The sequence below is a fragment of the Burkholderia sp. BCC0322 genome, from assembly GCF_902833045.1.
Taxonomy (GTDB): domain Bacteria; phylum Pseudomonadota; class Gammaproteobacteria; order Burkholderiales; family Burkholderiaceae; genus Burkholderia.
Genome location: NZ_CADFDU010000016.1, coordinates 83,332 through 103,499, shown reverse-complemented (window position 1 = coordinate 103,499; position 20,168 = coordinate 83,332). Strand labels below are relative to the sequence as shown.

Here is a 20,168-nt window from a genome sequence, read left to right as displayed (position 1 = left end):
AATAATCGCGCGCCCCGCGAGGGCGCGTTTTCACCCGTCTCGTGAGAGGACCTGCATGATTCGCCAAACCCTCGCCGCGCTCGCGCTCGCCGGCACGGCCGTTTCAGTCGCGCATGCCGCGCAACTGACCGTCGAGGAGATCGACGCCGATTCGCGCCAGTTCACCGTCTACCAGTGCGCGAACCAGAAGCAACCGGTGCGCGTGTCGTACTGGCTCGCAGGCAACGGCCAGAGCTTCGCGCTCGTGCCGGTCAACGGAAAGCAGATGCTGTTCGTCGACACCGTGTCGGCGTCGGGCGCGCGCTACCAGGCCGGCCGCTATACGTGGTGGACGAAGGGCAAGGAAGCGACGCTGCGCGACGAGATCGCTGACCAGAACGCGCCGCCGCTGCTGGGTGACTGCGTACAGGTCGAGAAGAAAAAGAAGAAGGGCTGAGCGCCGGGCGGGAACGTGGATCGTGCTGCCGGGCCTGCGGGCCTACCGGGGCCTGCTGGCGGCCGGCTCCCGGGCCTGACAGCCCGGCAAGCGGGCTGGCAGCGGGCGACCGCGCAAGACGATCCGGGATCAGCCCCCTGAAATCACCCGTGGGCCGATCGGGTGAGTCCGATCGGGTCATTCGTCTGCCGCACGGGCCTGCCCGGGCCCGCCGCGTGAACCGCCGTTGCGGCCGTTCGCGGCGTTGTCACGGACAGATGGCTGCGCAGTGCTACAATACGACCCTTTCCGTCGGCATTCGCGCCGAACGGAGTCCGCACGGCCTGGCGTCCAGCGTTCGCATTGAACCGGTCCCAAGCGCCAGAGCGGCGCCGCGCGGCGCGCCGCGGCTCCGTCTATTTCCGAATTGTGATGAGCGCAGGCCCGGCTGGCCTGACGCACGATGTCCCCGCCGCGCCTTTTGAGCGAAACGCCACCATGTCCGATTCTGTCGCCAAGCCCGTCGACGCAACCTTCGATCAATTCGGCCTTGCCGCCGATATCCTGAAAGCCATTGCGGAGCAGGGTTACACGACGCCGACGCCGATCCAGGCGCAGGCCATTCCGGTCGTGCTCGCCGGCCGCGACGTCATGGGCGCCGCGCAAACGGGTACCGGCAAGACCGCGAGTTTCTCGCTGCCGATCATCCAGCGCCTGCTGCCGCAGGCCAACACGAGCGCGTCTCCGGCGCGCCACCCGGTGCGTGCGCTGATCCTCACGCCGACCCGCGAACTCGCCGACCAGGTCGCCGCGAACGTGCACGCGTATGCGAAGCACACGCCGCTGCGCAGCGCGGTCGTGTTCGGCGGTGTCGACATGAACCCGCAGATGGCCGAACTGCGCCGCGGCGTCGAGATCCTGATCGCGACGCCGGGCCGTCTGCTCGACCATGTGCAGCAGAAAACGGCGAATCTCGGCCAGGTGCAGATCCTCGTGCTCGACGAAGCCGACCGGATGCTCGACATGGGCTTCCTGCCCGATCTGCAGCGCATCCTGAACCTGCTGCCGAAGGAGCGCCAGACGCTGCTGTTCTCGGCCACCTTCTCGCCGGAAATCAAGAAGCTTGCGTCGACCTACCTGCGCAACCCGCAGACGATCGAAGTCGCACGCAGCAACTCGACGAACGCGAACGTCACGCAGATCGTCTACGACGTCGCCGAAGGCGACAAGCAGGCGGCCGTCGTGCAGTTGCTGCGCGATCGCGGCCTCAAGCAGGTCATCGTGTTCTGCAACAGCAAGATCGGCGCAAGCCGCCTTGCGCGCAATCTCGAGCGCGACGGCGTGGTCGCGTCGGCGATCCACGGCGACAAGACGCAGATCGAGCGGATGCAGGCACTCGACGCGTTCAAGCGCGGCGAGATCGAGGCGCTGGTCGCGACCGACGTGGCCGCGCGCGGCCTCGACATTGCCGAACTGCCGGCCGTGATCAACTTCGACCTGCCGTTCAGTGCGGAAGACTACGTGCACCGGATCGGCCGTACCGGCCGTGCGGGTGCGACGGGCGACGCGCTGTCGCTGTGCAGCCCGAACGAGCGCAAGCAGCTCGCCGATATCGAGAAGCTGATCAAGCGTCCGCTCGAAGTGCAGACGCTCACGCTCGACAAGCCCGCGCGCCATCGTCACGACGAGCGCGGCAACGACCGCGGCGGCGATCGCAACAGCGAGCGCGGTGCCGAGCGGGGCGGCGAACGAGGCGGCCGTCGCGATCGCGACGAGCATCGTGGCGCGTCGGGGCGCCGGCCGGGCGGTTCCGAGCGCGGTCATCACCGTCGCCACGAAGCGCCGGTCGACGATTTTTTCCTGAAGCCGTACGAGCCGTCGGCGTCGGCGAAGCAGCACGACGACGCGCAGCCCGCGCAGCAGCCCGAGAAGAAGGGGCCGAAGCGTCAGGTTGCCGCACTGCTCGGCGGGTTCGGGATGCCGCGCAAGCCGTCGGTGTAAGCCGGGCGGATGTGACGGCGCAGCGCGCGAGCGCTGCAGGAAATGCGGGTGCATGCGATGAGCATGTGCCCGTTTTTCATTGGGGCTGCGGTTTGATTGGGGGCGGAGTGGGGCGCAGGCGGCGGGCGATGCAAGTGGCATCCGGCCGCTGCCCGATCGCCGCGGCTGCCGTGCGCTTAGCCGGCCTGCCGCCCGAAGCGCGTCGCCCACGCGGCCGTTGCGGCTGCGTAGAACGCATCGAGGGTCGTGCATGCGAGCGCGCCGCCGGGCGCGAGGCCCAGGTGCGCGGCCGCGGCCTGCAGCGCCGGCAGCGGATCGTCGCGTTCGAGCGCGGTCGCGCCGGTCTGCTTGCTGAGCTTTTCGCCGTTCGCATCGACGACGACGGGCACATGCAGGTATTGCGGCGTCGGCACGCCGAGGCAGTGCTGCAGGTGGATCTGGCGCGCGGTCGAGTCGAGCAGGTCGGCGCCGCGCACGACGTGCGTGACGTGCGCATCGGCGTCGTCGACGACGACCGCGAGCTGATAGGCCCATTGTCCGTCCGCACGCTTGAGCACGAAATCGCCGACCTCGGTCGCGAGGTTCTGCGATTGCGTGTGCTGCCAGCGATCGTCGAACGTGACGATCGCATCGTCGCCGTCCGGCACGCGCAGCCGCCATGCGCGCGCGGGCTTGCCGTGCAGGCCGGTGCGGCAGGTGCCCGGGTAGGCGAGCGTCGTGTGGCGCTCGTGCGCGGCACGCAGCGAATCGGCGATTTCCTTGCGCGTGCAGCCGCACGGATAGACGAGCCCGGCCGCGACGAGCCGTTCTAGCGCGGCCGTGTACGCGGCATCGCGCGTGCTTTGCCAGACGGGCGGCTCGTCGGGCGTCATGCCGAAATGCGCGAGCGTCGCGAGGATGTCGTCGGCGGCGCCGGGCACCGTGCGGGGGCCGTCGAGATCCTCGATGCGCACGAGCCATGTGCCGCCGTGTGCGCGCGCGTCGAGCCAGCTCGCGAGCGCGCCGACCAGCGATCCGAAATGCAGCGGGCCGGTGGGCGAAGGCGCGAAGCGGCCGCGATAGGCGCTCATCGGGGCGCGGGGCCGCGCGCGCTTACGCGGCGCTGGCTGCAGGTGCGCAGGCCGGGCACGACTTGCCGGGCACGTAGCTTGGCGACTGTTGCGCGTCCGGCGTGACGACCGCACGGCACGCGAAGCACGTGACGTTCTCGGTAGGCTGGAGTTGCGGATTCAGCGCGGTGCGGTAGTCGAACACGAAGCAGTCGCCGTGATAGTGCGCGCCGCCGACTTCCTCGAAATACTTCAGGATCCCGCCTTCGAGCTGGTACACGTTCTCGATGCCGATTTCCTTCATGTGGATCGCGGCTTTCTCGCAGCGGATGCCGCCCGTGCAGAACGACACGACCGTCTTGCCTTCGAGGTCGGCGCGGTTCGCGTCGATCACTTCCGGGAATTCGCTGAACTTGTTGATCCGGTAGTCGAGCGCGTCGTCGAACGTGCCGACGTCGACTTCGAATGCGTTGCGCGTGTCGAGCATCACGACCGGGCGACCCGTGTCGTCGTGGCCGCGGTCGAGCCACGTCTTCAGCGTCTGCGCGTCGACGAACGGCGCGCGGCCGAGTTCCGGCTTGATCGCCGGCTTCTTCATCGTGATGATCTCGCGCTTCAGGCGCACGAGCATGCGGCGGAACGGCTGCGAGTCGGACAGGCTTTCCTTGAACTGCAGCGACGCGAACTTGCCCTCGAACAGCGGATCGTGGCGGAGGTACGCGATGAACGCGTCGGTGGCTTCGCGCGTGCCGGCGACGAACAGGTTGATGCCTTCCGGCGCGAGCAGGATCGTGCCGCGCAGGCCGAGTTCGTTGCAGCGGGCGGTGACGAGCGGGCGCCAGTGCTCGTTCGCGTCGAGCGACACGAAGTGGTAGGCGGCGAGGTTGACGATGGTCATGATGGTCCGACGGGAAAACGGCCGCACGGCGGCCCGCAAAAAAGGGGTGCGAAGCCGGGGCGTTGATTCGAAAAACCGTATTATCCCGCAAACCGCGCTCAGGCCGGCATCCAGCCGTTTGGCCAGCCGCGCGACGTGCGGTCGCGTGCATTGGCCGAATGGCCGGCGCGGGGATTTTTTGGGCAGGCTGCGCGGCGGGGCGGCTACAATAGCGCCCATGTCAGATCCCCGCTTCGTCCATCTTCGCGTTCACTCCGAATTCTCGATTGCCGACGGCATCGTGCGCATTGACGACATCGTCAAGGCGGCGGCCGCAGACGGTCAGGGTGCGCTCGCGCTCACCGATCTCGGCAACGCATTCGGCCTCGTCCGTTTCTACCAGGAAGCCCGCGGCAAGGGCATCAAGCCGATCGCCGGCTGCGACGTCTGGATCGCCAATCCGGACGACCGCGACAAGCCGTCGCGGTTGCTGCTGCTCGTCAAGGACAAGGTCGGCTACCTGAATCTCTGCGAGCTGCTGTCGAAGGCGTGGCTCACGAACCAGTACCGCGGCCGTGCGGAACTCGACGCGAGCTGGCTCGACGGCGAGCTCGCGCAAGGGCTGCTCGCGCTGTCGGGCGCGCAACAGGGCGACATCGGGCTCGCGCTTGCCGCGGGCAACGAAGAAGCCGCGCGCCGTCACGCCGAGCGCTGGGCGAAGGTGTTCCCGGGCGGCTTCTACATCGAGCTGCAGCGTTACGGCCAGCCGGGCGCCGAGGCTTACATCCAGCAGGCCGCGACGCTCGCCGCGGCGCTGAAGCTGCCGGTCATCGCGACGCACCCGACGCAGTTCATGACCGACGACGATTTCACCGCGCACGAGGCGCGCGTGTGTATCTCGGAAGGCGACATCCTCGCGAACCCGCGGCGCCAGAAGCGCTTCACGACCGACCAGTATTTCCGCACGCAGGCCGACATGGTTGCGCTGTTCGCCGACCTGCCGTCGGCGATCGCGAACACGGTCGAAGTCGCGAAGCGCTGCAACCTGAAGCTCGAGCTCGGCAAGCCGAAACTGCCGCTGTTCCCGACGCCGGACGGCATGTCGCTCGACGACTACCTGGTCCAGCTGTCGAAGGAAGGGCTCGAGACCCGTCTCGCGCAGCTGTATCCGGTCGAAGCCGAACGCGAAGCGCAGCGCGACACGTATTACAAGCGCCTCGAATTCGAGTGCGGGACCATCACGAAGATGGGCTTCCCGGGCTACTTCCTGATCGTCGCGGACTTCATCAACTGGGCGAAGAACAACGGCGTGCCCGTCGGTCCGGGCCGCGGTTCGGGCGCCGGTTCGCTGGTCGCGTACGCGCTCGGTATTACCGACCTCGACCCGCTGCGCTACAACCTGCTGTTCGAGCGCTTCCTGAACCCGGAACGCGTGTCGATGCCCGACTTCGACATCGACTTTTGCCAGCACGGCCGCGACCGCGTGATCCAGTACGTGAAGGAGAAGTACGGCGCGGACGCCGTGTCGCAGATCGCCACCTTCGGCACGATGGCCGCGAAGGCGGCCGTGCGCGACATCGGCCGCGTGCTCGACCTCGGCTACATGTTCACCGACGGCGTCGCGAAGCTGATCCCGTTCAAGCCGGGCAAGCACGTGACGATCGCCGATGCGATGAAGGAGGAGCCGCAGCTGCAGGAGCGCTACGACCACGAGGACGAGGTGCACCAGCTGCTCGATCTCGCGCAGCGCGTCGAGGGCCTCACGCGTAACGTCGGGATGCACGCGGGCGGCGTGCTGATCGCGCCCGGCAAGCTGACCGATTTCTGCCCGCTGTATACGCAGGGCGACGACGGCGGCGTCGTCAGCCAGTACGACAAGGACGACGTCGAAGCCGTCGGCCTCGTGAAGTTCGACTTTCTGGGTCTCACGACGCTGACGATCCTCGACTGGGCCGAGCGCTACATCCGCCGCCTCGATCCGTCGAAGGCCGACTGGTCGCTCGCGCAGGTGCCGCTCGACGATCCCGCCTCGTTCCAGATCCTGAAGAAGGCCAACACGGTCGCGGTGTTCCAGCTGGAAAGCCGCGGGATGCAGGGCATGCTGAAGGATGCGCAGCCCGACCGCTTCGAGGACATCATCGCGCTCGTGTCGTTGTACCGTCCGGGCCCGATGGACCTGATCCCGAGCTTCTGCGCACGGAAGCACGGCCGCGAGAAGGTCGAGTATCCGGATCCGCGCGTCGAACCCGTCCTGAAAGAGACCTACGGCATCATGGTCTATCAGGAGCAGGTGATGCAGATGGCGCAGATCATCGGCGGCTACTCGCTCGGCGGCGCGGACTTGCTGCGTCGCGCGATGGGCAAGAAGAAGCCCGAGGAGATGGTCAAGCACCGCGAGATCTTCGCCGAGGGTGCGGCGAAGAACGGCCTCACGCGCGAGAAGTCCGACGAGATCTTCGACCTGATGGAGAAGTTCGCGGGCTACGGCTTCAACAAGTCGCACGCGGCCGCCTATGCGCTGCTCGCGTACTACACGGCATGGCTGAAGGCGCACCATCCGGCCGAATTCATGGCGGCCAACATGACGCTCGCGATGGACGACACCGACAAGGTGAAGATCCTGTTCGACGATTGCGTCGTGAACAACCTCGTCGTGCTGCCGCCCGACATCAACCAGTCGCATTACCGCTTCGAGCCGGTCGCCGAAGCCGATGGCAAGCGTTCGCGCACGATCCGCTACGGTCTCGGCGCGGTGAAGGGCAGCGGCCAGAACGCGATCGAGGAAATCCTGCGCGCCCGCGAGGAAAAACCGTTCACCGACCTGTTCGACTTCTGCGAGCGGATCGATCGGCGCGTCGTCAACCGTCGCACGGTCGAGGCGCTGATCCGTGCCGGCGCGTTCGATTCGCTGACCACGAACCGTGCGCAGCTGATCGCGTCGGTGCCGCTGGCGATGGAAGCGGCCGACCAGGCCGAGGCGAACGCGATGCAGGCCGGCCTGTTCGACATGGGCGCCGAGTCGCCGCACGCGCATGCGCTCGTCGACGAGCCCGCATGGGACGACAAGCGCCGCCTGCAGGAAGAAAAGGGCGCGCTCGGCTTCTACTTGTCCGGGCACCTGTTCGACGCGTATCGCGACGAGGTCCGACGCTTCGTGCGGCAGAAGGTCGGCGACCTGAAGGAAGGGCGCGACAAGCTCGTGGCCGGCATCATCGCGTCGCTGCGCACGCAGATGACCCAGCGCGGCAAGATGCTGATCGCGCTGCTCGACGATGGTTCGGGCCAGTGCGAGATCACGATCTTCAACGAGCAGTTCGAGGCGAACAAGGCGCTGTTCAAGGAAGATGAATTGCTGATCGTGCAGGGGCAGGCGCGCAACGATGCGTTCACGGGCGGCATCCGCTTCACTGCCGATACCGTGATGGATCTCGAACGCGCGCGCAGCCGCTATGCGCAGGCCGTGCGGCTGACGATGAACGGCAACGCCGACGCGGCCGCGCTGCGCCGCGTGCTCGAGCCGCACGTGTCCAAGGACGATCCGGCGGCGGTGAACGTGGCCGAAGCGCCCGCGCCGCGCGGCGCCGGGCGCGATGGCGGTCGTCGCCCGCAGGCGCCGCTGCCGAACGGGCTCGCGGTCCAGATCCACTACAGCAACGCGCGGGCACAGGGTGAAATGCGCCTCGGCGACGCATGGCGCGTGAAGCCGAGCGACGTGCTGCTCGCGGAGTTGCGTGCGACGTTCGACGGCAGCGTCGTCGAAATCACGTACTGATCGCGCCTTAGCCGGACGGCTGTCGCGCCATGCGGCCCGTCGCGTCGCCATCGCGCGGTGCGGCGGGCCGTTTTGCATGTTCACGCAAACGGGTCTTGGGCTGGCCATCCGGACGCTATACAATCCGGCGCTGGCCGCACGAACGCGGCGCTGACAGCCGCCTGTCCGGCGGGTGGCGCCGGTATCGCGCATATAAACGGGGGGGCGGATCCGCGCGGCGAGCGGCGACATGCGACCAGGCCATCCCGGAACCGGATGCGGTGGAATGGCCCGTCGCGACGACAAAAAACTGACAGTCACCACATGACCATGGCCAATGGGAACCCGACGCAGCGGATCCTCGTGATCCGGATTGATTTTCTGGGCGACATGCTTTGCACAACGGCGTTTCTCCGCGCGCTGAAGGAGCGCTGGCCCGGCGCGGAACTCCATGTGGTCGCGAACCGCTACAACGCGGCCGCGCTGGCCGGAAACCCGGACGTGGACCTGATCCACACCTACGTCTATAGCCGTCAATGCGAGCGTAACGACCGTCCCGGGCGGATGCGCGCGTTCTTCGACCGGCTGCGACTCGTGCGCCGCCTGCGTCGCTTGCGGTTCGACCTCGTGGTCGTGCCGAACGGCGGCATGCATCGCAGCAGCGTGCAGTTCGCGCGCCAGATCGGCGCGAAGGATTGCCGCTGGCACGATGCAGAGACCGAATTCGACGATCGCAAGCCCAATCACGTCGCGCAGCGGCCGATGTGCCACGAAGCGCTGTCGGGTTTCCGGCTCGTACCCGAACTCGGCCGCGCCGACGTCGACCGCCTCGCGTTGTCGGTTCATCCCGACCGCGCGCTGCAGGACGCGTGGCATCGGCTGCTCGGCGCGCGCACGAAGCCGCGCATCGGACTGTTCGTGACGAACAAGGCGGCCGAGCGTCGCTGGCCGGCGGATCGCTGGCGTGATCTCGCCGAGCGGCTTGCGCCGCACGCCGACGTTATCGTGTTTCGCGACCCGGCCGTCGGCCATGCCCCCGAGGACGACTCGTGGCGCGACGTGCGCGCGCGCCATGTCGCGCCGTCGTCGGTCTCCGAGCTGGTGGCCGCGGCGAGCCTGCTCGATGTGATCGTCTCCGCCGACAGCGCCCCCGTGCATCTCGCATCGGCGCTCGGCGTGCCCGTCGCCGCGCTGTTCGAGGACCGTCCCGAAAAATACCTGCGCTGGCATCCGCTCGGTGTGCCGCATGTGATCCTGCGCGCCGGTGCGACCGTCGACGCGATCGGCGTCGACGAGGTCGAACGTGCGGCGAATCATTTGCTACAGCAGGCCACGCATCGCGACGAACCGTTGGCTGACGCAGCACACGCGCGGCCGGCTGCTGCCGCTGCGACGCCGGTGATCATGACCGTCGCTTCGTAGCACCACGGGCATTGCAAGCACCGCGTATGCCACCGGCGCGCGGTGCGCCTGCCGCGGTGCAGCTCGCGAGCGGGGCCGTATCAGGGCAACCGCACGGCCGGTTCGCCATGTCGCGCCGGCTGCGGCAAAATCCTGTACATTGCCAGCCTTGTTCAGCCAGCCAGACACACCCATCGCCGTGGCCCTGTTTTCTTCCGCCCGCCCGCCCAGAACCATCCTCGTCGCCGCACCGCGTCGCATCGGCGACGTGCTGCTGACGACGCCGCTCGTCCGTTCGCTGAAGGCCCGCTGGCCGGAAGCGCAGATCGACATGCTGGTGTTTCGCGGCACCGAAGGCGTGCTCGAGCACAATCCGGACGTGCGGCGCGTGATCGTCGTCGCGCAGCGCGCGGGGTTCCGCGAGCGACTGCGCGACGCGCTGTCGATGTGGCGACGCTACGATCTCGCGTGCGCGGCGCTGAGTTCCGACCGGCCGCGTTTCTACAGTTGGTTCGCGGGCCGCAAGCGGGTGGGCCTCGTCGATCCGAACCGCGTGACGTGGCTCACGCGACTGATGCTGAACGGGATCGCGATCAATCACCACGAATCCGCGCATACGGTCGTCAGCACGCTCGCGCTTGCCCCCGTGATCGGCATCGAGCCGGTATCCGAGGTCGTCGCGCCCGGCATCGGCGACGATCCGGCGCGGCGCGCGCGCTTCGACGCGTGGCTTGCCGAATCGTCGGCGATCCGCGCCGGCAAGCCGCTGGTCGTCCTGCATCCGTATCCGATGTTCCGTTACAAGCAATGGCGGCTCGATGGCTGGGTCGAAATGATCGGCTGGCTGCGCGAGCACGGCTTCGCAATCGCGCTGTCGGGCGGCCCGGCGGACAGCGAGCGCGAGTATGCGGAGCAGATTGCGGCCGAAGCGGGCGGCGACGTGCTGAATCTGGTCGGTCGCCTGACGTTCGGCGAAAGCGCCGAACTCGTGCGGCGCGCACGGCTTTTCATCGGGCCCGACACCGGCGCGACGCACGTCGCGGCCGCGACCGGCACCGACACGATCGCGCTGTTCGGCCCGTCCGACCCCGTCCGCTGGGGGCCGTGGCCGCAGCACTGGCCGGCCGCCGAAAATCCGTGGCCGCTGCGCGGCTCGGGCCGGCACGGCAACGTGTGGCTGCTGCAGGGGGAGGGCGATTGCGTGCCCTGCAGGCACGAGGGCTGCGAGCGCAAGGTCGACAGCCGCAGCGACTGCCTCGTCAATCTCGGTGCGCAGCGCGTGAAAATCGCGGCGGCCGAGATGCTCGGGCTGCGCCCGCCGGGCCCGGCCGAAGCCGTGGTCGATACGTCGCGACTGCATCGCACGGGATCCGACTGACGCGCGGGCAACGCGCGTTTCCTGCCGGTTACAGGCGGCTTGTCTTGCGACGAGCCGGCCGTACGGCCCGTTTCCTTCGAAGATCGCGAACGCCGAGGTGGCCGAAGCCGTCCGCCGGCGGAGCGTAGGCCGCTGCGCGTTACGCGCTGCGCCGGATCGCCGACGTTTCGCGCGGCAGCGCCTCGGCGCGCTCGCCGCAGCCGAGCAGGATGCCGGTCAGCAGCACGATCAGGTGCCCTTCGGCGAAATCGAGCAAGAGCGAATTGGCGAGACTGCCGATCGCGAAGATCGCGAGCCAGCCGAGCAGCAGATGTCGCGAGCGCGGATCGAGCGTGCGGCTGCCGCGCGCGATCTGCACGATCAGGTTGATGTACAGCAGCAGGCCGACCGAGCCGAGCTGCACGGCCATCAGCAGATATTCATTGTGCGGGTTCGACGTGAGCTGGCCTTCGGCTGCCGTCTTGCCGGCCGTGAGCCTCTCGAACTCCGTCTCGAGGCCGCCCGCGCCATAGCCGATCACCGGGTGCTGGCGATACAGCTCGAGCCCCTTCTTGTACCACTCGAGGCGCAGCCCGGTGGACGTCGCCGCGTCGCTCTGCCGGTATTGCTGTACTTCCGTCACGACCTTCACGAGCCGGCCGTTGTGGACCGTGCATGCGGCGACCACGAGCGCGATGCCTGCCAGCGCGAACACGGCGGCGGCGAGCCCCGCGCGCAGCGCCGACTGCTGGCGCAGCAACAGCACGAAACGCACGGCGACGACGAGGATCAGCAGCAGCGCGATGACCTGCCCGGTGCGTCCCTGCAGCATCACGAACACGTTGACGAGCGACCACGCGGCGACGCCCGCATACGCGGCGCGTGACAGCGTCGTGCGGGCCGCCAGCGCGAGATCGGCCGCCTGGTAGAACAGCAGCGCGCCGAACATGCCGGCGGCGATGTGGTTCTTGAACACCCAGGCGCGTGACAGCGGCAGTTCGGTTGCGTGCGCAGGCCCGATCGCGCTCAGGCCGAGATAGTTGGTGGTCGACAGCAGCAGGATCACGCATAGCGTGCCGAACCAGCAGCGGCGGACGATCGGCGCCCAGTTCGAATGGCGGAAGGCGAGCACGGCGAACGGCAGCAGCAGCAGCTTGTCGTACTTGGCGACCCAGTTCCACGCCTTGTTGTGCGGTGCGACCGTATAGGTGAGGCTGACGGTCAGCGCGGCCAGGATCAGCAGCGCCGCGAGCGAGGCCGGGTCGGTGACGAACGAGCGCAGGTCGCGCCAGAATTCGGGGGAAATCACGAGCGCGGCGGCGAACAGCCCGCAGAACACATTGGTTAACGCGGTCGAGACGGGCACCATGCAGAGCGCGGCAACGGCGAATGCACGGGCGGCGGTCAGGCGCCGCGAGGCGGGAGCGGAAAACGAAAGCATCGGAACCTGTCGAATGGACGAATGCGGCTTGCGTACATATCGTGCCGCGCGTCCCGGCAGGAGATCCGGGACGAACGGCGCAGAGTATACGCGAAGCAGGGCGCGTTTCCGCGTCGTTTTGGGGGCTCGATCAGCTGAGCGCGCGCTTGATCCGCGAGCGCAGCAGCGCGCGCTTCAGGCGCCCTTCGACGGCCGGCGTGTCGAGCGCGACGCGCGTGCCGGCCAGCTCGCCGCGATGCAGGTAGTAGCGGTCGAACGTCGCCTGGGTCATGCCCCATTTGTTCAGAAACTGGCGGCGCCCGTCGTTCTTGACGATCTTGCCCGTGCTCTTCTGCTGGAAGTGGTAGACGAGGCTGTCGCCGACCCCGATGAAGATCCGGCAGCCGGCGTCCCAGAATTTCATCGAGAAGTCGTTGTCGCTGCTCATGCCGGGCGACAGCTCGCTGCTGTAGCCGCCGATCCGGTTCCACCAGTCGCGGTGCACGAGCGTCGGCGGCCAGGTCGAGCCGAGCCAGTCCGCGCGTACGAGTTTCGGGGCCGCCGCGACGAGGCCCGCCGCGTCGAAATGTTCGGCGTCGCGGCCGAAATTGCTGACCACGACGCACGGGTTGCGCGTGTCGACCGGCTCGACCATCGTGCCCGACAGCATGAAGAGATCGGTCGGCATCTGTTCGATGCGGCGCACGAGCGCCGTGTCCCAGCCGGGGCAGCAGAACATGTCGTCGTTCATGTAAACGACGTAGTCGCGCTTAGCGCGCGCGGCGGCCCAGTTCACTGCGTGGCAGATGCCGATGTTGGTCGGCGACGCGGTGTGCTCGATGCCTTCGCTGCGCACCCAGTCGAGCGTGCCGTCCGAGCCGTCGTTCACGTGCACGATGATCTGGTGGTCGTACGCGGAGTGGCGGCGCAGGCTGTCGACGACGAGCTTGAGGTACGGCAGGTTGTTCCAGGTCGGAATGATGATGGAGAACATGGCGGTCGGATTCGGTAGTCGTCGTGGCGGGCGGCGCGTGGCGCAGCCGGTCGGGCGGGCGCGCGCGGCGCGGGCAGCCCGGCATTGTAACGCCGGGCCGGCCGCGCGCCGGGCGGGCGCTTAGTGCGCCCGTTGGTCGCCGAGCTTCAGGAAGCGGTAGTACACGGTTTCCGCGTTGAACACGGCGATCATGAAGCCGGCGCGGCCGTCGAGGAAGCCGCGGCGCAGCACGTAGGTGCGCACGAACGCCCAGGCGCCGCGCGCGAGCGCCTTGCCGAAGCCGCCGCGCTGGCCGGCCGCGCGGCGCTGGCGCGCACCGGCCGTCGAATACGCATCGAGCTTGCGCAGCACCGTTTCGAAATCCTCGTACGAGTAGTGCATCAGCTTGCCGGACAGGCGTTGCGCAGCGCCATCGAACACGAGGCGCTCGTGTACGAGATCGTCCGAGAAGCGCGCGGCGCCGCGCCGGAACAGGCGCGGGATCCAGTCCGGATACCAGCCGCTGTGATGGATCCACTTGCCGCAGAAGCTCGACAGCCGGTCGACCGCATAGATCTGCGCGGCCGGCGCGCGGATCGTGTCGCGAATCGACTGCGCGAGCTCCGGAGTGACGACTTCGTCGGTATCGAGGGACAGGATCCAGTCGGTGTCGAGCGCGTCGAGCGCACGGTTCTTCTGCGGGCCGAAGCCCGGCCAGTCGCGCTCGACGATCACGCGCGCGCCGTGCGCCTGCGCGATCGCGACGGTATCGTCGGTGCTGCCGCCGTCGATGACGACGACGTCGTCGGCGAACGACAGCGCGGCGAGGCACTGGGCAAGCCGCGCGGACGCGTTGAGGGCGATGAGGGCGACGCCGAGGGAGGGTTCAGCCATGAAATCGTCGGAAAGGCGGAGAAAACGGTGGCGGCAGTATACCCGCGGCTCGGCCGCCGCCCGTATCGGCCATGACCGTGCCGGTCGGGGCGGTGCGGCTATAATGTTGAGCCCTTTTCGGCACCCGCCCGACAGGGCGAAATCCCGGGCGGTCACGTCCGGGCGCCGCTTCGCGGCTCAAGAAGGATTGCCTTGGAAACCCAGAACACTCTTCGCAAACCGATGGACGGCACGGGCACCTCGCCCGTGACGGTCCTCAAGCGCCTGTGGCCGTACATCCGGCCGCTGATCGGCATCGTGGTGCTCGCCGTGATGACGATGGGCGTCGTCGCGGCCACCGAGGCCGGTATCCCGGCGCTGCTCAAGCCGCTTCTCGACCACGGCTTCGGCTCGCACGGCAGCGATCGCGCGAAATGGTACGTGCCGATGGCCGTGATCGGGCTCGCGCTCGTGCGCGGCGTGTCGCAGTACGCGTCGAATTACCTGCTCAACTACGTGTCGAACCGCATCCTGCTGCAATTGCGGCTCGAGATGTTCCAGCGGATGCTGCACACGGGCGCGTCGTTCTTCCAGCGCGAGACGGCGAGCACGGTGATCAACGCGATCGTGTTCGAAGTCAACCAGATCCTGTCGGTGCTGACCGGCGTGATGGTCACGCTCGTGCGCGATTCGCTGACGGTGATCTTCCTGCTCGGCTACCTGTTCTACCTGAACTGGCGGCTCACGCTGATCGTCGCGGTGATCCTGCCGGGCATCGGCTGGCTCGTCAGCAAGATCAACCGCCGTCTGCGCCGCCTGAACCGCGAGCACCAGACGCTGACCAACGAGCTGTCGTACATCGTCGAGGAGACGGTCGGCGGCTACAAGGTCGTCAAGGTGCACAACGGCGAAGCGTACGAGATGGACCGCTTCACGCAGATGAGCAAGCGCCTGCGCGGCTACGCGATGCGCATGACGATCTCCGGCGGCCTCGCGCAGCCGCTTACGCAGTTCCTCGCGTCGATCGCGCTCGCGGTCGTGATCACGATCGCGGTCGTGCAGTCGTCGAACGACCAGACGACGGTCGGCGGCTTTGTCGCGTTCGTCACGTCGATGCTGCTGGTGATCTCGCCGCTCAAGCACCTGATCGATGTCAACCAACCGCTCCAGCGGGGGATGACGGCCGCCGAGCTGATCTTCGGGCTGATCGACGAACCGGCCGAGCCGCAGGGCGGCGGCCGGCCGCTGGCGCAGGCGCGCGGCGACATCGAGTTCCGCAACGTGTCGTTCGACTACGGCGCGGCCGAGCGGCCGACGCTCGACCGTATCTCGTTCAAGGTCGCGCCGGGTGAAATGATCGCGCTCGCGGGCCCGTCCGGCAGCGGCAAGACGACGCTCGTGAACCTGCTGCCGCGCTTCTTCGACCCGACCGACGGTGCGATCCTGGTCGACGGCGTGCCGGTTGCCGACTACGACCTCCACGCGTTGCGCGGCCAGATGGCGATGGTCAGCCAGGACGTCGTGCTGTTCAACGACACGATTGCCGCGAACGTCGCGTACGGGCAGACGCCCGATCGCGCGCGCGTGCAGGCCGCGCTCGAGGCTGCGAACCTCGCCGATGCGGTCGCCGCGATGCCCGACGGGCTCGACACGCTCGTCGGCGGTAACGGGATGCGGCTGTCCGGCGGCCAGCGCCAGCGGCTCGCGATCGCGCGCGCGATCTACAAGGACGCGCCGATCCTGATCCTCGACGAAGCGACGTCGGCGCTCGACTCGGAATCGGAGCGCCACGTGCAGGCTGCGCTCGAACGGCTGATGGAAGGCCGCACGACGCTCGTGATCGCGCACCGGCTGTCGACGATCGAGCGTGCGGACCGCATCCTCGTGCTCGAGGCCGGCAAGATCGTCGAAGAGGGCAGCCACGACGAATTGCTGCGCCGCGGCGGCCTTTACGCGCACCTGCACCGGATCCAGTACCAGCAGCAGGCGGCGTAACCCCTGGTCACGCGGCCGCGCGATACCGTGTGCTAGTCTTCATCGGGTAGTCCGAGTGGTTTCGTTCGACGTGACAACACGGAGGGAAGGCACGATGAAGAAGATGCACGGGATGATGCTGGCTGCGCTGATCGCGGCGGGTTTCGCCGCGCCGGCCGCGATGGCGCAGGATCACGACAACCGCAACGACCACGGCGACCACGGCATGCAGCATGGCCATGGCCCGAAACACATGCCGCCCGGCCAGATGCGCCACGAGGAAGACGTGCCGCCGCGCTGGGCCGACCAGCCGCGCCGCGAGTGGCACAGGGGCGACCGGCTTCCCCCCGAGTTCCGCGATCGCCAGTACGTGATCGACGATTGGCGCGGCTATCACCTGAGCCCGCCGCCGCGCGGCTATCAATGGGTCGGCGTCGGCGGGGATCACCTGCTGGTGCAGATCGGCTCCGGTATCGTGCTGCGGATCGGTGACTGACCTGACCGACGGCCCGACACGGATCGCGATGCCACGATGCGTGCCGGGCAGCCGGTTCACCGTGTCACTTTGCCGCTGCCTGGCGGAACCAGCGGCGCTCGATTTTCGACATCACCCAGCACACGCCCAGCGCACACACGGTGCCGAGCGTCACCTCGCCAAGCCGCATCAGCGGAATGTCCCACAGCGGGCCGTTGCCCGGAAACAGCAGCACGATCGTCGCGGTCACGCCGCCGAGCCGTGCCGCGCTGCCGACGTTCAGGCACCAGCAGCAGACGATCACGACCGCGACGGTGATCGCATACGCGACGAGGCGGTCGCCGCCGAGCGCCGCGCCGGCGAAGCCGAGCACGCCGCCGACCATCGCGCCGACGAACTGGTCGCGCGACAGCGACATCGTGTCCGAGTAGTTGTGCTGCGTCACGGCGATCGCCGTGATCGACGCCCACACGGCCTGCTCGGTGTGCAGCGCGCGGCCGATCACGTACGCGAGGCATGCGCCGCACACGGCCTGCAGCGCCATCAACACGCCTTGAGCGAGCCGTTCGCTGAATGACAGCCCCTTGAACAGATCGAAGATCGACTGCTGGATCTGCTGGCGGGCTTCATTGAGTGTCCTGATCGTATCCATCATGCGTTGGCCAAGAAGCGGGTAACGGCGGCGCGCCGGTGTCAGCGCGCCTGTTCGGGCGATGCGGCGGCCGGTTCGTCGGCGGCCGCGTCACCGTTCTCGACGCGCGTTTCGGGCATCACGAGCCAGACCAGCAGCACCGCGAGCGCCCCGGCGCCGGCGAGCCCGAAGAAGCTCACGGCGTTGCCGAAGTGATCGGCGACGTAGCCGGCCGCGGCCGTGCTGAGCGTCGCGCCGATCCCGGCCGCGAGCCCGAACAGCCCGATGCACAGGTTGTAGCGTCCCTTGCCGCCCGCGACGTCGGCCGCGATCAGCGGCAGCATCACGCCGAACACGGCCGCGCTGATGCCGTCGAGCATCTGCACCGGCACCAGCAGGTAGGGGCTGCTCACGCCGGCGAACAGCAGCGCGCGCACCGGCAGCGCCGAGAACCCGAGCAGCAGGATCGGCCTGCGCCCCCAGCGTTGCGCGGAGCGGCCGACCCACGGCGACAACATCGCGACGATCGCCTGCGGCACGATGATGCACGCGGCGATCACGAGCTGTACGTTCTCGCCCATCCCGGCCGTGACTTCGCCGGCCGCGAGGTTCAGCATCGCCGCGTTCGACAGGTGGAACAGCACGACGCACGCCGCGAAGATCAGCATTCGGCGGTCGCGCAGCAACTCGAGCAGCGTTTCGCGTTCGCCGGCTTCGTCGTGGTCGTCGGGCTTCGACGACTGCGGGATCACCTCGTGTGTCGGCTGGATCATCGCGAGTGCGAACAGCGCGGGCAGCGCGAGCACGGCGGTCAGCCAGAACACCGCGCGTGCGGAGAAGTATTCGCCGGTGAGCCCCATCAGGCCCGCCGCGACTGCGCTGCCGATCGACGCCCAGCGCGCGTTGCGGCCGAGCCGGTCGCCGAGGTCGGCGCGGCCGACGAGCGAGAACGAGATCGCGGCCATTGCCGGCACGAGCATGCAGCTCGCGAAGCCGTGGAACACCTCGGCGGCGATCACCGGCACGATCGTCGGGCTCGACGCGAGCAGCACCGCGGACAGGATGATGGCCGCGATCGCCCACGCGGCCGCGCCTTTCTTGTTCTTCAGCGCATCGACGGCCGCGCCGCCCGGCACCTGGCTGACCATCGCGCTGATCGTGCCGATCGACAGCACCATGCCGATCTCGCCCTGCGTCCACTTGTGCGACGCGAGGTAGGACGCGATGAACGGACCGAACCCTGTTTGAACGTTTGCAACGAAGAAGTTGAGCCAGTCGAGGGACCGGAGACTGCGTACGCTGACGGAATGCTTGATCGTCATCGGGTCGCGCTCGCAGAGGAAGCCGGTGCCGGGGCAACGGGCGGGAAAACCGCGACGATCGGCTTGTCGGCCGCGTAGGGCGGCGACGCCTTGATCTGTGCGTCGTTCAGGTCGATCTGCGGGTGCAGCGCCTTGTCGCGCGTGACGAAGCGCAGCGCGCCCCAGCTCGCGGCGATCGAACGGCGGTCGGTATTGACGAGGCCGCCGAGGTCGAGCACGACCGCCTGCGGCTGCGATGCGCGGTCGATCAGCACGTCGACGATACGGCCGATCTTCGTGCCGTTCGGGCGCTCGACGTCGCTGTCGAGCAACGGCAGTCGCGTCGCGGGTGAGGCAGCGGCCGAACCCGACAGCGGCACGGCCTTGGGCCGCGCGGCCGGAGGCAGGTCGCCCGACGGCACGTCGAGCACGATCGGCTCCTGTTTGCCGCCCGGCGTGAAGCGGAACACGTTCCACGGGAAGATGACCTTGCGGTCGCCGACGCCCATGAAGCCCTGCAGGTTGACGACCATCTCGCGCGGCTTGCCGCTCGCGTCGGTCACCATGTCGACCGCGCGGCCGATCACCTTGCCGTTGCGGCGCGCGACTTCGCTGTCGAGCAACGCATGGATCTGGGTGCGGTCGAGCGGGCGCGTCGCGACGATCGGCGGGGGCGGCGGCGGTGGCGGTGTCGGCGATTCGGGGCGCTGCACGGGCTTCGGCCGCGCGACTTCGCGGTGCGGCTTCTTCGGCGCCTCCGGTTCCCCCGGGTGCGTCGGTGCGGGCACGGGCGGCATCGTCAGCGGTTCGCCGGCGGTTTCCTCGATGGGCTCGACGAGCGCCTCGCTGATCGGCGCAGGCGGATTCTGGACCGGCAGCAACCCGCAGCCGGACAGCAGCGCGGCGGCGGCGAGAATCAGGAAGACCGTCGAGGACGGCAACGACTTGCGGGATGCGGGAAACGGAAGTCCGCCGCTCATTGACACTCACTCCATGGGTCGGGGGCGGCACGAGGGCACGCGGCTGGCGATGGATGGCGGGTGCGGGCGGCGCACCACGCGAGGTGAGAGTTTAACGTGTCTTGCTTTCAGGACCGATTTTGATGGCTTGCTGGAGGCGGACTGTCGGGAAAAGGAAGGGATCGCGGCGCGAATCGTGTGAGTGGGTGCCGGTGAGGCGGGGGGACGCGCGACGGCGGAGGGGGAGGGGGAGGGAGCGGGGCGGCGCCGGCCTCGCCCGCCGTGGCGGCGGGCAGGCGCGGGCGCTGCGCGAGGGGCGTGAAACCGGAAGCTCAGGCTTCCGGGTACCACGCGTCGGTGAATTCGCTGACCTTGACGTCGGTCAGTTCCGGCCGTGCGGCCAGCCAGCCGCGCACGAGTTCGCGGTCGGCGTCGGTCGTCGTGCCGCGCGGTGCGCCGGAAATCACGTAAGCGCCGATGCCTTCGTCCGCCGACGCGACGGTCAGCAGTCCGTTCGCTTCGACGAAGTCGATGAACGCGTCGATCAACTGGCCGCGTTCGAGGTCGGACATCTCGTTGCGATAGTGCGCGGTGGCGTTGAACGCGAGTTCCTGGAATTCGCCGATGTGGAGTTTCTTGCGCTGGCGGCGGTTGTGGCCTTGGCTCATGGTGTGTGTTGAATGCGAAAAGGGGAATGGAAAGGGCGGCAGC

At 68.2% G+C, this 20,168-nt stretch carries 16 protein-coding genes; 7 read left to right on the top strand and 9 right to left on the bottom strand.

Annotated elements, in window-relative coordinates:
* The first annotated feature begins 55 nt into the window (after positions 1–55).
* Together HWX39_RS31350 and HWX39_RS31345 are read left to right on the top strand one after the other, a co-directional pair.
* Positions 56–436, top strand: a complete 381-nt coding sequence (locus HWX39_RS31350; protein WP_060275056.1) for an MliC family protein — start codon at positions 56–58, stop codon at positions 434–436.
* A gap of 411 nt (positions 437–847) precedes the next feature.
* A complete protein-coding gene (locus HWX39_RS31345; protein ID WP_175971493.1) occupies positions 848–2,416 on the top strand; it encodes a DEAD/DEAH box helicase in 1,569 nt (522 codons plus the stop codon).
* A 176-nt stretch (positions 2,417–2,592) separates the two neighbouring features.
* Here the strand turns inward: HWX39_RS31345 and gluQRS are convergent, their stop codons facing one another.
* Both gluQRS and HWX39_RS31335 read right to left on the bottom strand, forming a co-directional pair.
* Entirely contained in the window at positions 2,593–3,486 is an 894-nt protein-coding gene (gluQRS, locus tag HWX39_RS31340; RefSeq protein ID WP_175971492.1) for a tRNA glutamyl-Q(34) synthetase GluQRS, read from the bottom strand.
* A 22-nt stretch (positions 3,487–3,508) separates the two neighbouring features.
* The gene (locus HWX39_RS31335; RefSeq protein ID WP_175951091.1) at positions 3,509–4,363 is read right to left on the bottom strand and encodes a sulfurtransferase; all 855 of its coding nucleotides are present in this window, start codon (positions 4,361–4,363) and stop codon (positions 3,509–3,511) included.
* A gap of 217 nt (positions 4,364–4,580) precedes the next feature.
* On the opposite strand from HWX39_RS31335, the gene dnaE reads away from it, so the two are divergent.
* From dnaE to HWX39_RS31320, 3 genes are all read left to right on the top strand, one after another.
* Positions 4,581–8,114 carry a DNA polymerase III subunit alpha gene (gene dnaE, locus HWX39_RS31330; protein WP_175971491.1) on the top strand — a complete coding sequence of 1,178 codons (3,534 nt, stop codon included), beginning with the start codon at positions 4,581–4,583 and terminating at the stop codon, positions 8,112–8,114.
* A 309-nt stretch (positions 8,115–8,423) separates the two neighbouring features.
* Complete coding sequence (locus HWX39_RS31325; protein ID WP_175971538.1) at positions 8,424–9,515, top strand: glycosyltransferase family 9 protein; 1,092 nt, start codon at positions 8,424–8,426, stop codon at positions 9,513–9,515.
* A 178-nt stretch (positions 9,516–9,693) separates the two neighbouring features.
* Complete coding sequence (locus HWX39_RS31320; protein ID WP_175971490.1) at positions 9,694–10,872, top strand: glycosyltransferase family 9 protein; 1,179 nt, start codon at positions 9,694–9,696, stop codon at positions 10,870–10,872.
* A gap of 139 nt (positions 10,873–11,011) precedes the next feature.
* Here HWX39_RS31320 and HWX39_RS31315 read toward each other — a convergent pair whose 3' ends face one another.
* The 3 genes from HWX39_RS31315 to HWX39_RS31305 all read right to left on the bottom strand — a co-directional run bounded on the left by HWX39_RS31315 (position 11,012) and on the right by HWX39_RS31305 (position 14,138).
* The gene (locus tag HWX39_RS31315; RefSeq protein WP_175971489.1) at positions 11,012–12,292 is read right to left on the bottom strand and encodes an O-antigen ligase family protein; all 1,281 of its coding nucleotides are present in this window, start codon (positions 12,290–12,292) and stop codon (positions 11,012–11,014) included.
* A 130-nt stretch (positions 12,293–12,422) separates the two neighbouring features.
* Entirely contained in the window at positions 12,423–13,265 is an 843-nt protein-coding gene (locus HWX39_RS31310; RefSeq protein WP_175971488.1) for a glycosyltransferase, read from the bottom strand.
* A gap of 120 nt (positions 13,266–13,385) precedes the next feature.
* Entirely contained in the window at positions 13,386–14,138 is a 753-nt protein-coding gene (locus tag HWX39_RS31305; RefSeq protein WP_175971487.1) for a glycosyltransferase family 2 protein, read from the bottom strand.
* Positions 14,139–14,360: 222 nt separating this feature from the next.
* Here HWX39_RS31305 and msbA point away from each other — a divergent pair, with 222 nt between their 5' ends.
* A complete protein-coding gene (msbA, locus tag HWX39_RS31300; RefSeq protein ID WP_244135128.1) occupies positions 14,361–16,112 on the top strand; it encodes a lipid A export permease/ATP-binding protein MsbA in 1,752 nt (583 codons plus the stop codon).
* A 94-nt stretch (positions 16,113–16,206) separates the two neighbouring features.
* Complete coding sequence (locus HWX39_RS31295; protein ID WP_175971485.1) at positions 16,207–16,587, top strand: RcnB family protein; 381 nt, start codon at positions 16,207–16,209, stop codon at positions 16,585–16,587.
* A gap of 64 nt (positions 16,588–16,651) precedes the next feature.
* On the opposite strand, the gene HWX39_RS31290 is transcribed toward HWX39_RS31295, so the two are convergent.
* From HWX39_RS31290 to HWX39_RS31275, 4 genes are all read right to left on the bottom strand, one after another.
* On the bottom strand, positions 16,652–17,218 hold the full coding sequence (locus HWX39_RS31290; RefSeq protein ID WP_175971537.1) for an FUSC family protein: 567 nt from the start codon (positions 17,216–17,218) through the stop codon (positions 16,652–16,654).
* A 41-nt stretch (positions 17,219–17,259) separates the two neighbouring features.
* Positions 17,260–18,519 carry an MFS transporter gene (locus HWX39_RS31285; protein ID WP_175005482.1) on the bottom strand — a complete coding sequence of 420 codons (1,260 nt, stop codon included), beginning with the start codon at positions 18,517–18,519 and terminating at the stop codon, positions 17,260–17,262.
* Complete coding sequence (locus tag HWX39_RS31280) at positions 18,516–19,478, bottom strand: PRC-barrel domain-containing protein (RefSeq protein ID WP_175971484.1); 963 nt, start codon at positions 19,476–19,478, stop codon at positions 18,516–18,518. The genes HWX39_RS31285 and HWX39_RS31280 overlap by 4 nt, the downstream gene beginning before the upstream one ends.
* Positions 19,479–19,789: 311 nt before the next feature.
* Positions 19,790–20,125, bottom strand: coding sequence for a 50S ribosome-binding protein YggL (locus HWX39_RS31275; RefSeq protein WP_175951101.1), 336 nt, complete (start codon positions 20,123–20,125; stop codon positions 19,790–19,792).
* Between the last annotated feature and the right edge of the window lie 43 nt (positions 20,126–20,168).

Excerpts from the sequence above, each read along its gene's own strand:
- HWX39_RS31350 (WP_060275056.1), top strand. The coding sequence starts at position 56 with ATGATTCGCCAAACCCTCGCCGCGCTCGCGCTCGCCGGCACGGCCGTT.
- HWX39_RS31345 (WP_175971493.1), top strand. The coding sequence starts at position 848 with ATGAGCGCAGGCCCGGCTGGCCTGACGCACGATGTCCCCGCCGCGCCT.
- gluQRS (WP_175971492.1), bottom strand. The coding sequence starts at position 3,486 with ATGAGCGCCTATCGCGGCCGCTTCGCGCCTTCGCCCACCGGCCCGCTG.
- HWX39_RS31335 (WP_175951091.1), bottom strand. The coding sequence starts at position 4,363 with ATGACCATCGTCAACCTCGCCGCCTACCACTTCGTGTCGCTCGACGCG.
- dnaE (WP_175971491.1), top strand. The coding sequence starts at position 4,581 with ATGTCAGATCCCCGCTTCGTCCATCTTCGCGTTCACTCCGAATTCTCG.
- HWX39_RS31325 (WP_175971538.1), top strand. The coding sequence starts at position 8,424 with ATGGCCAATGGGAACCCGACGCAGCGGATCCTCGTGATCCGGATTGAT.
- HWX39_RS31315 (WP_175971489.1), bottom strand. The coding sequence starts at position 12,292 with ATGCTTTCGTTTTCCGCTCCCGCCTCGCGGCGCCTGACCGCCGCCCGT.
- HWX39_RS31310 (WP_175971488.1), bottom strand. The coding sequence starts at position 13,265 with ATGTTCTCCATCATCATTCCGACCTGGAACAACCTGCCGTACCTCAAG.
- HWX39_RS31305 (WP_175971487.1), bottom strand. The coding sequence starts at position 14,138 with ATGGCTGAACCCTCCCTCGGCGTCGCCCTCATCGCCCTCAACGCGTCC.
- msbA (WP_244135128.1), top strand. The coding sequence starts at position 14,361 with ATGGACGGCACGGGCACCTCGCCCGTGACGGTCCTCAAGCGCCTGTGG.
- HWX39_RS31295 (WP_175971485.1), top strand. The coding sequence starts at position 16,207 with ATGAAGAAGATGCACGGGATGATGCTGGCTGCGCTGATCGCGGCGGGT.
- HWX39_RS31290 (WP_175971537.1), bottom strand. The coding sequence starts at position 17,218 with ATGGATACGATCAGGACACTCAATGAAGCCCGCCAGCAGATCCAGCAG.
- HWX39_RS31285 (WP_175005482.1), bottom strand. The coding sequence starts at position 18,519 with ATGACGATCAAGCATTCCGTCAGCGTACGCAGTCTCCGGTCCCTCGAC.
- HWX39_RS31280 (WP_175971484.1), bottom strand. The coding sequence starts at position 19,478 with ATGAGCGGCGGACTTCCGTTTCCCGCATCCCGCAAGTCGTTGCCGTCC.
- HWX39_RS31275 (WP_175951101.1), bottom strand. The coding sequence starts at position 20,125 with ATGAGCCAAGGCCACAACCGCCGCCAGCGCAAGAAACTCCACATCGGC.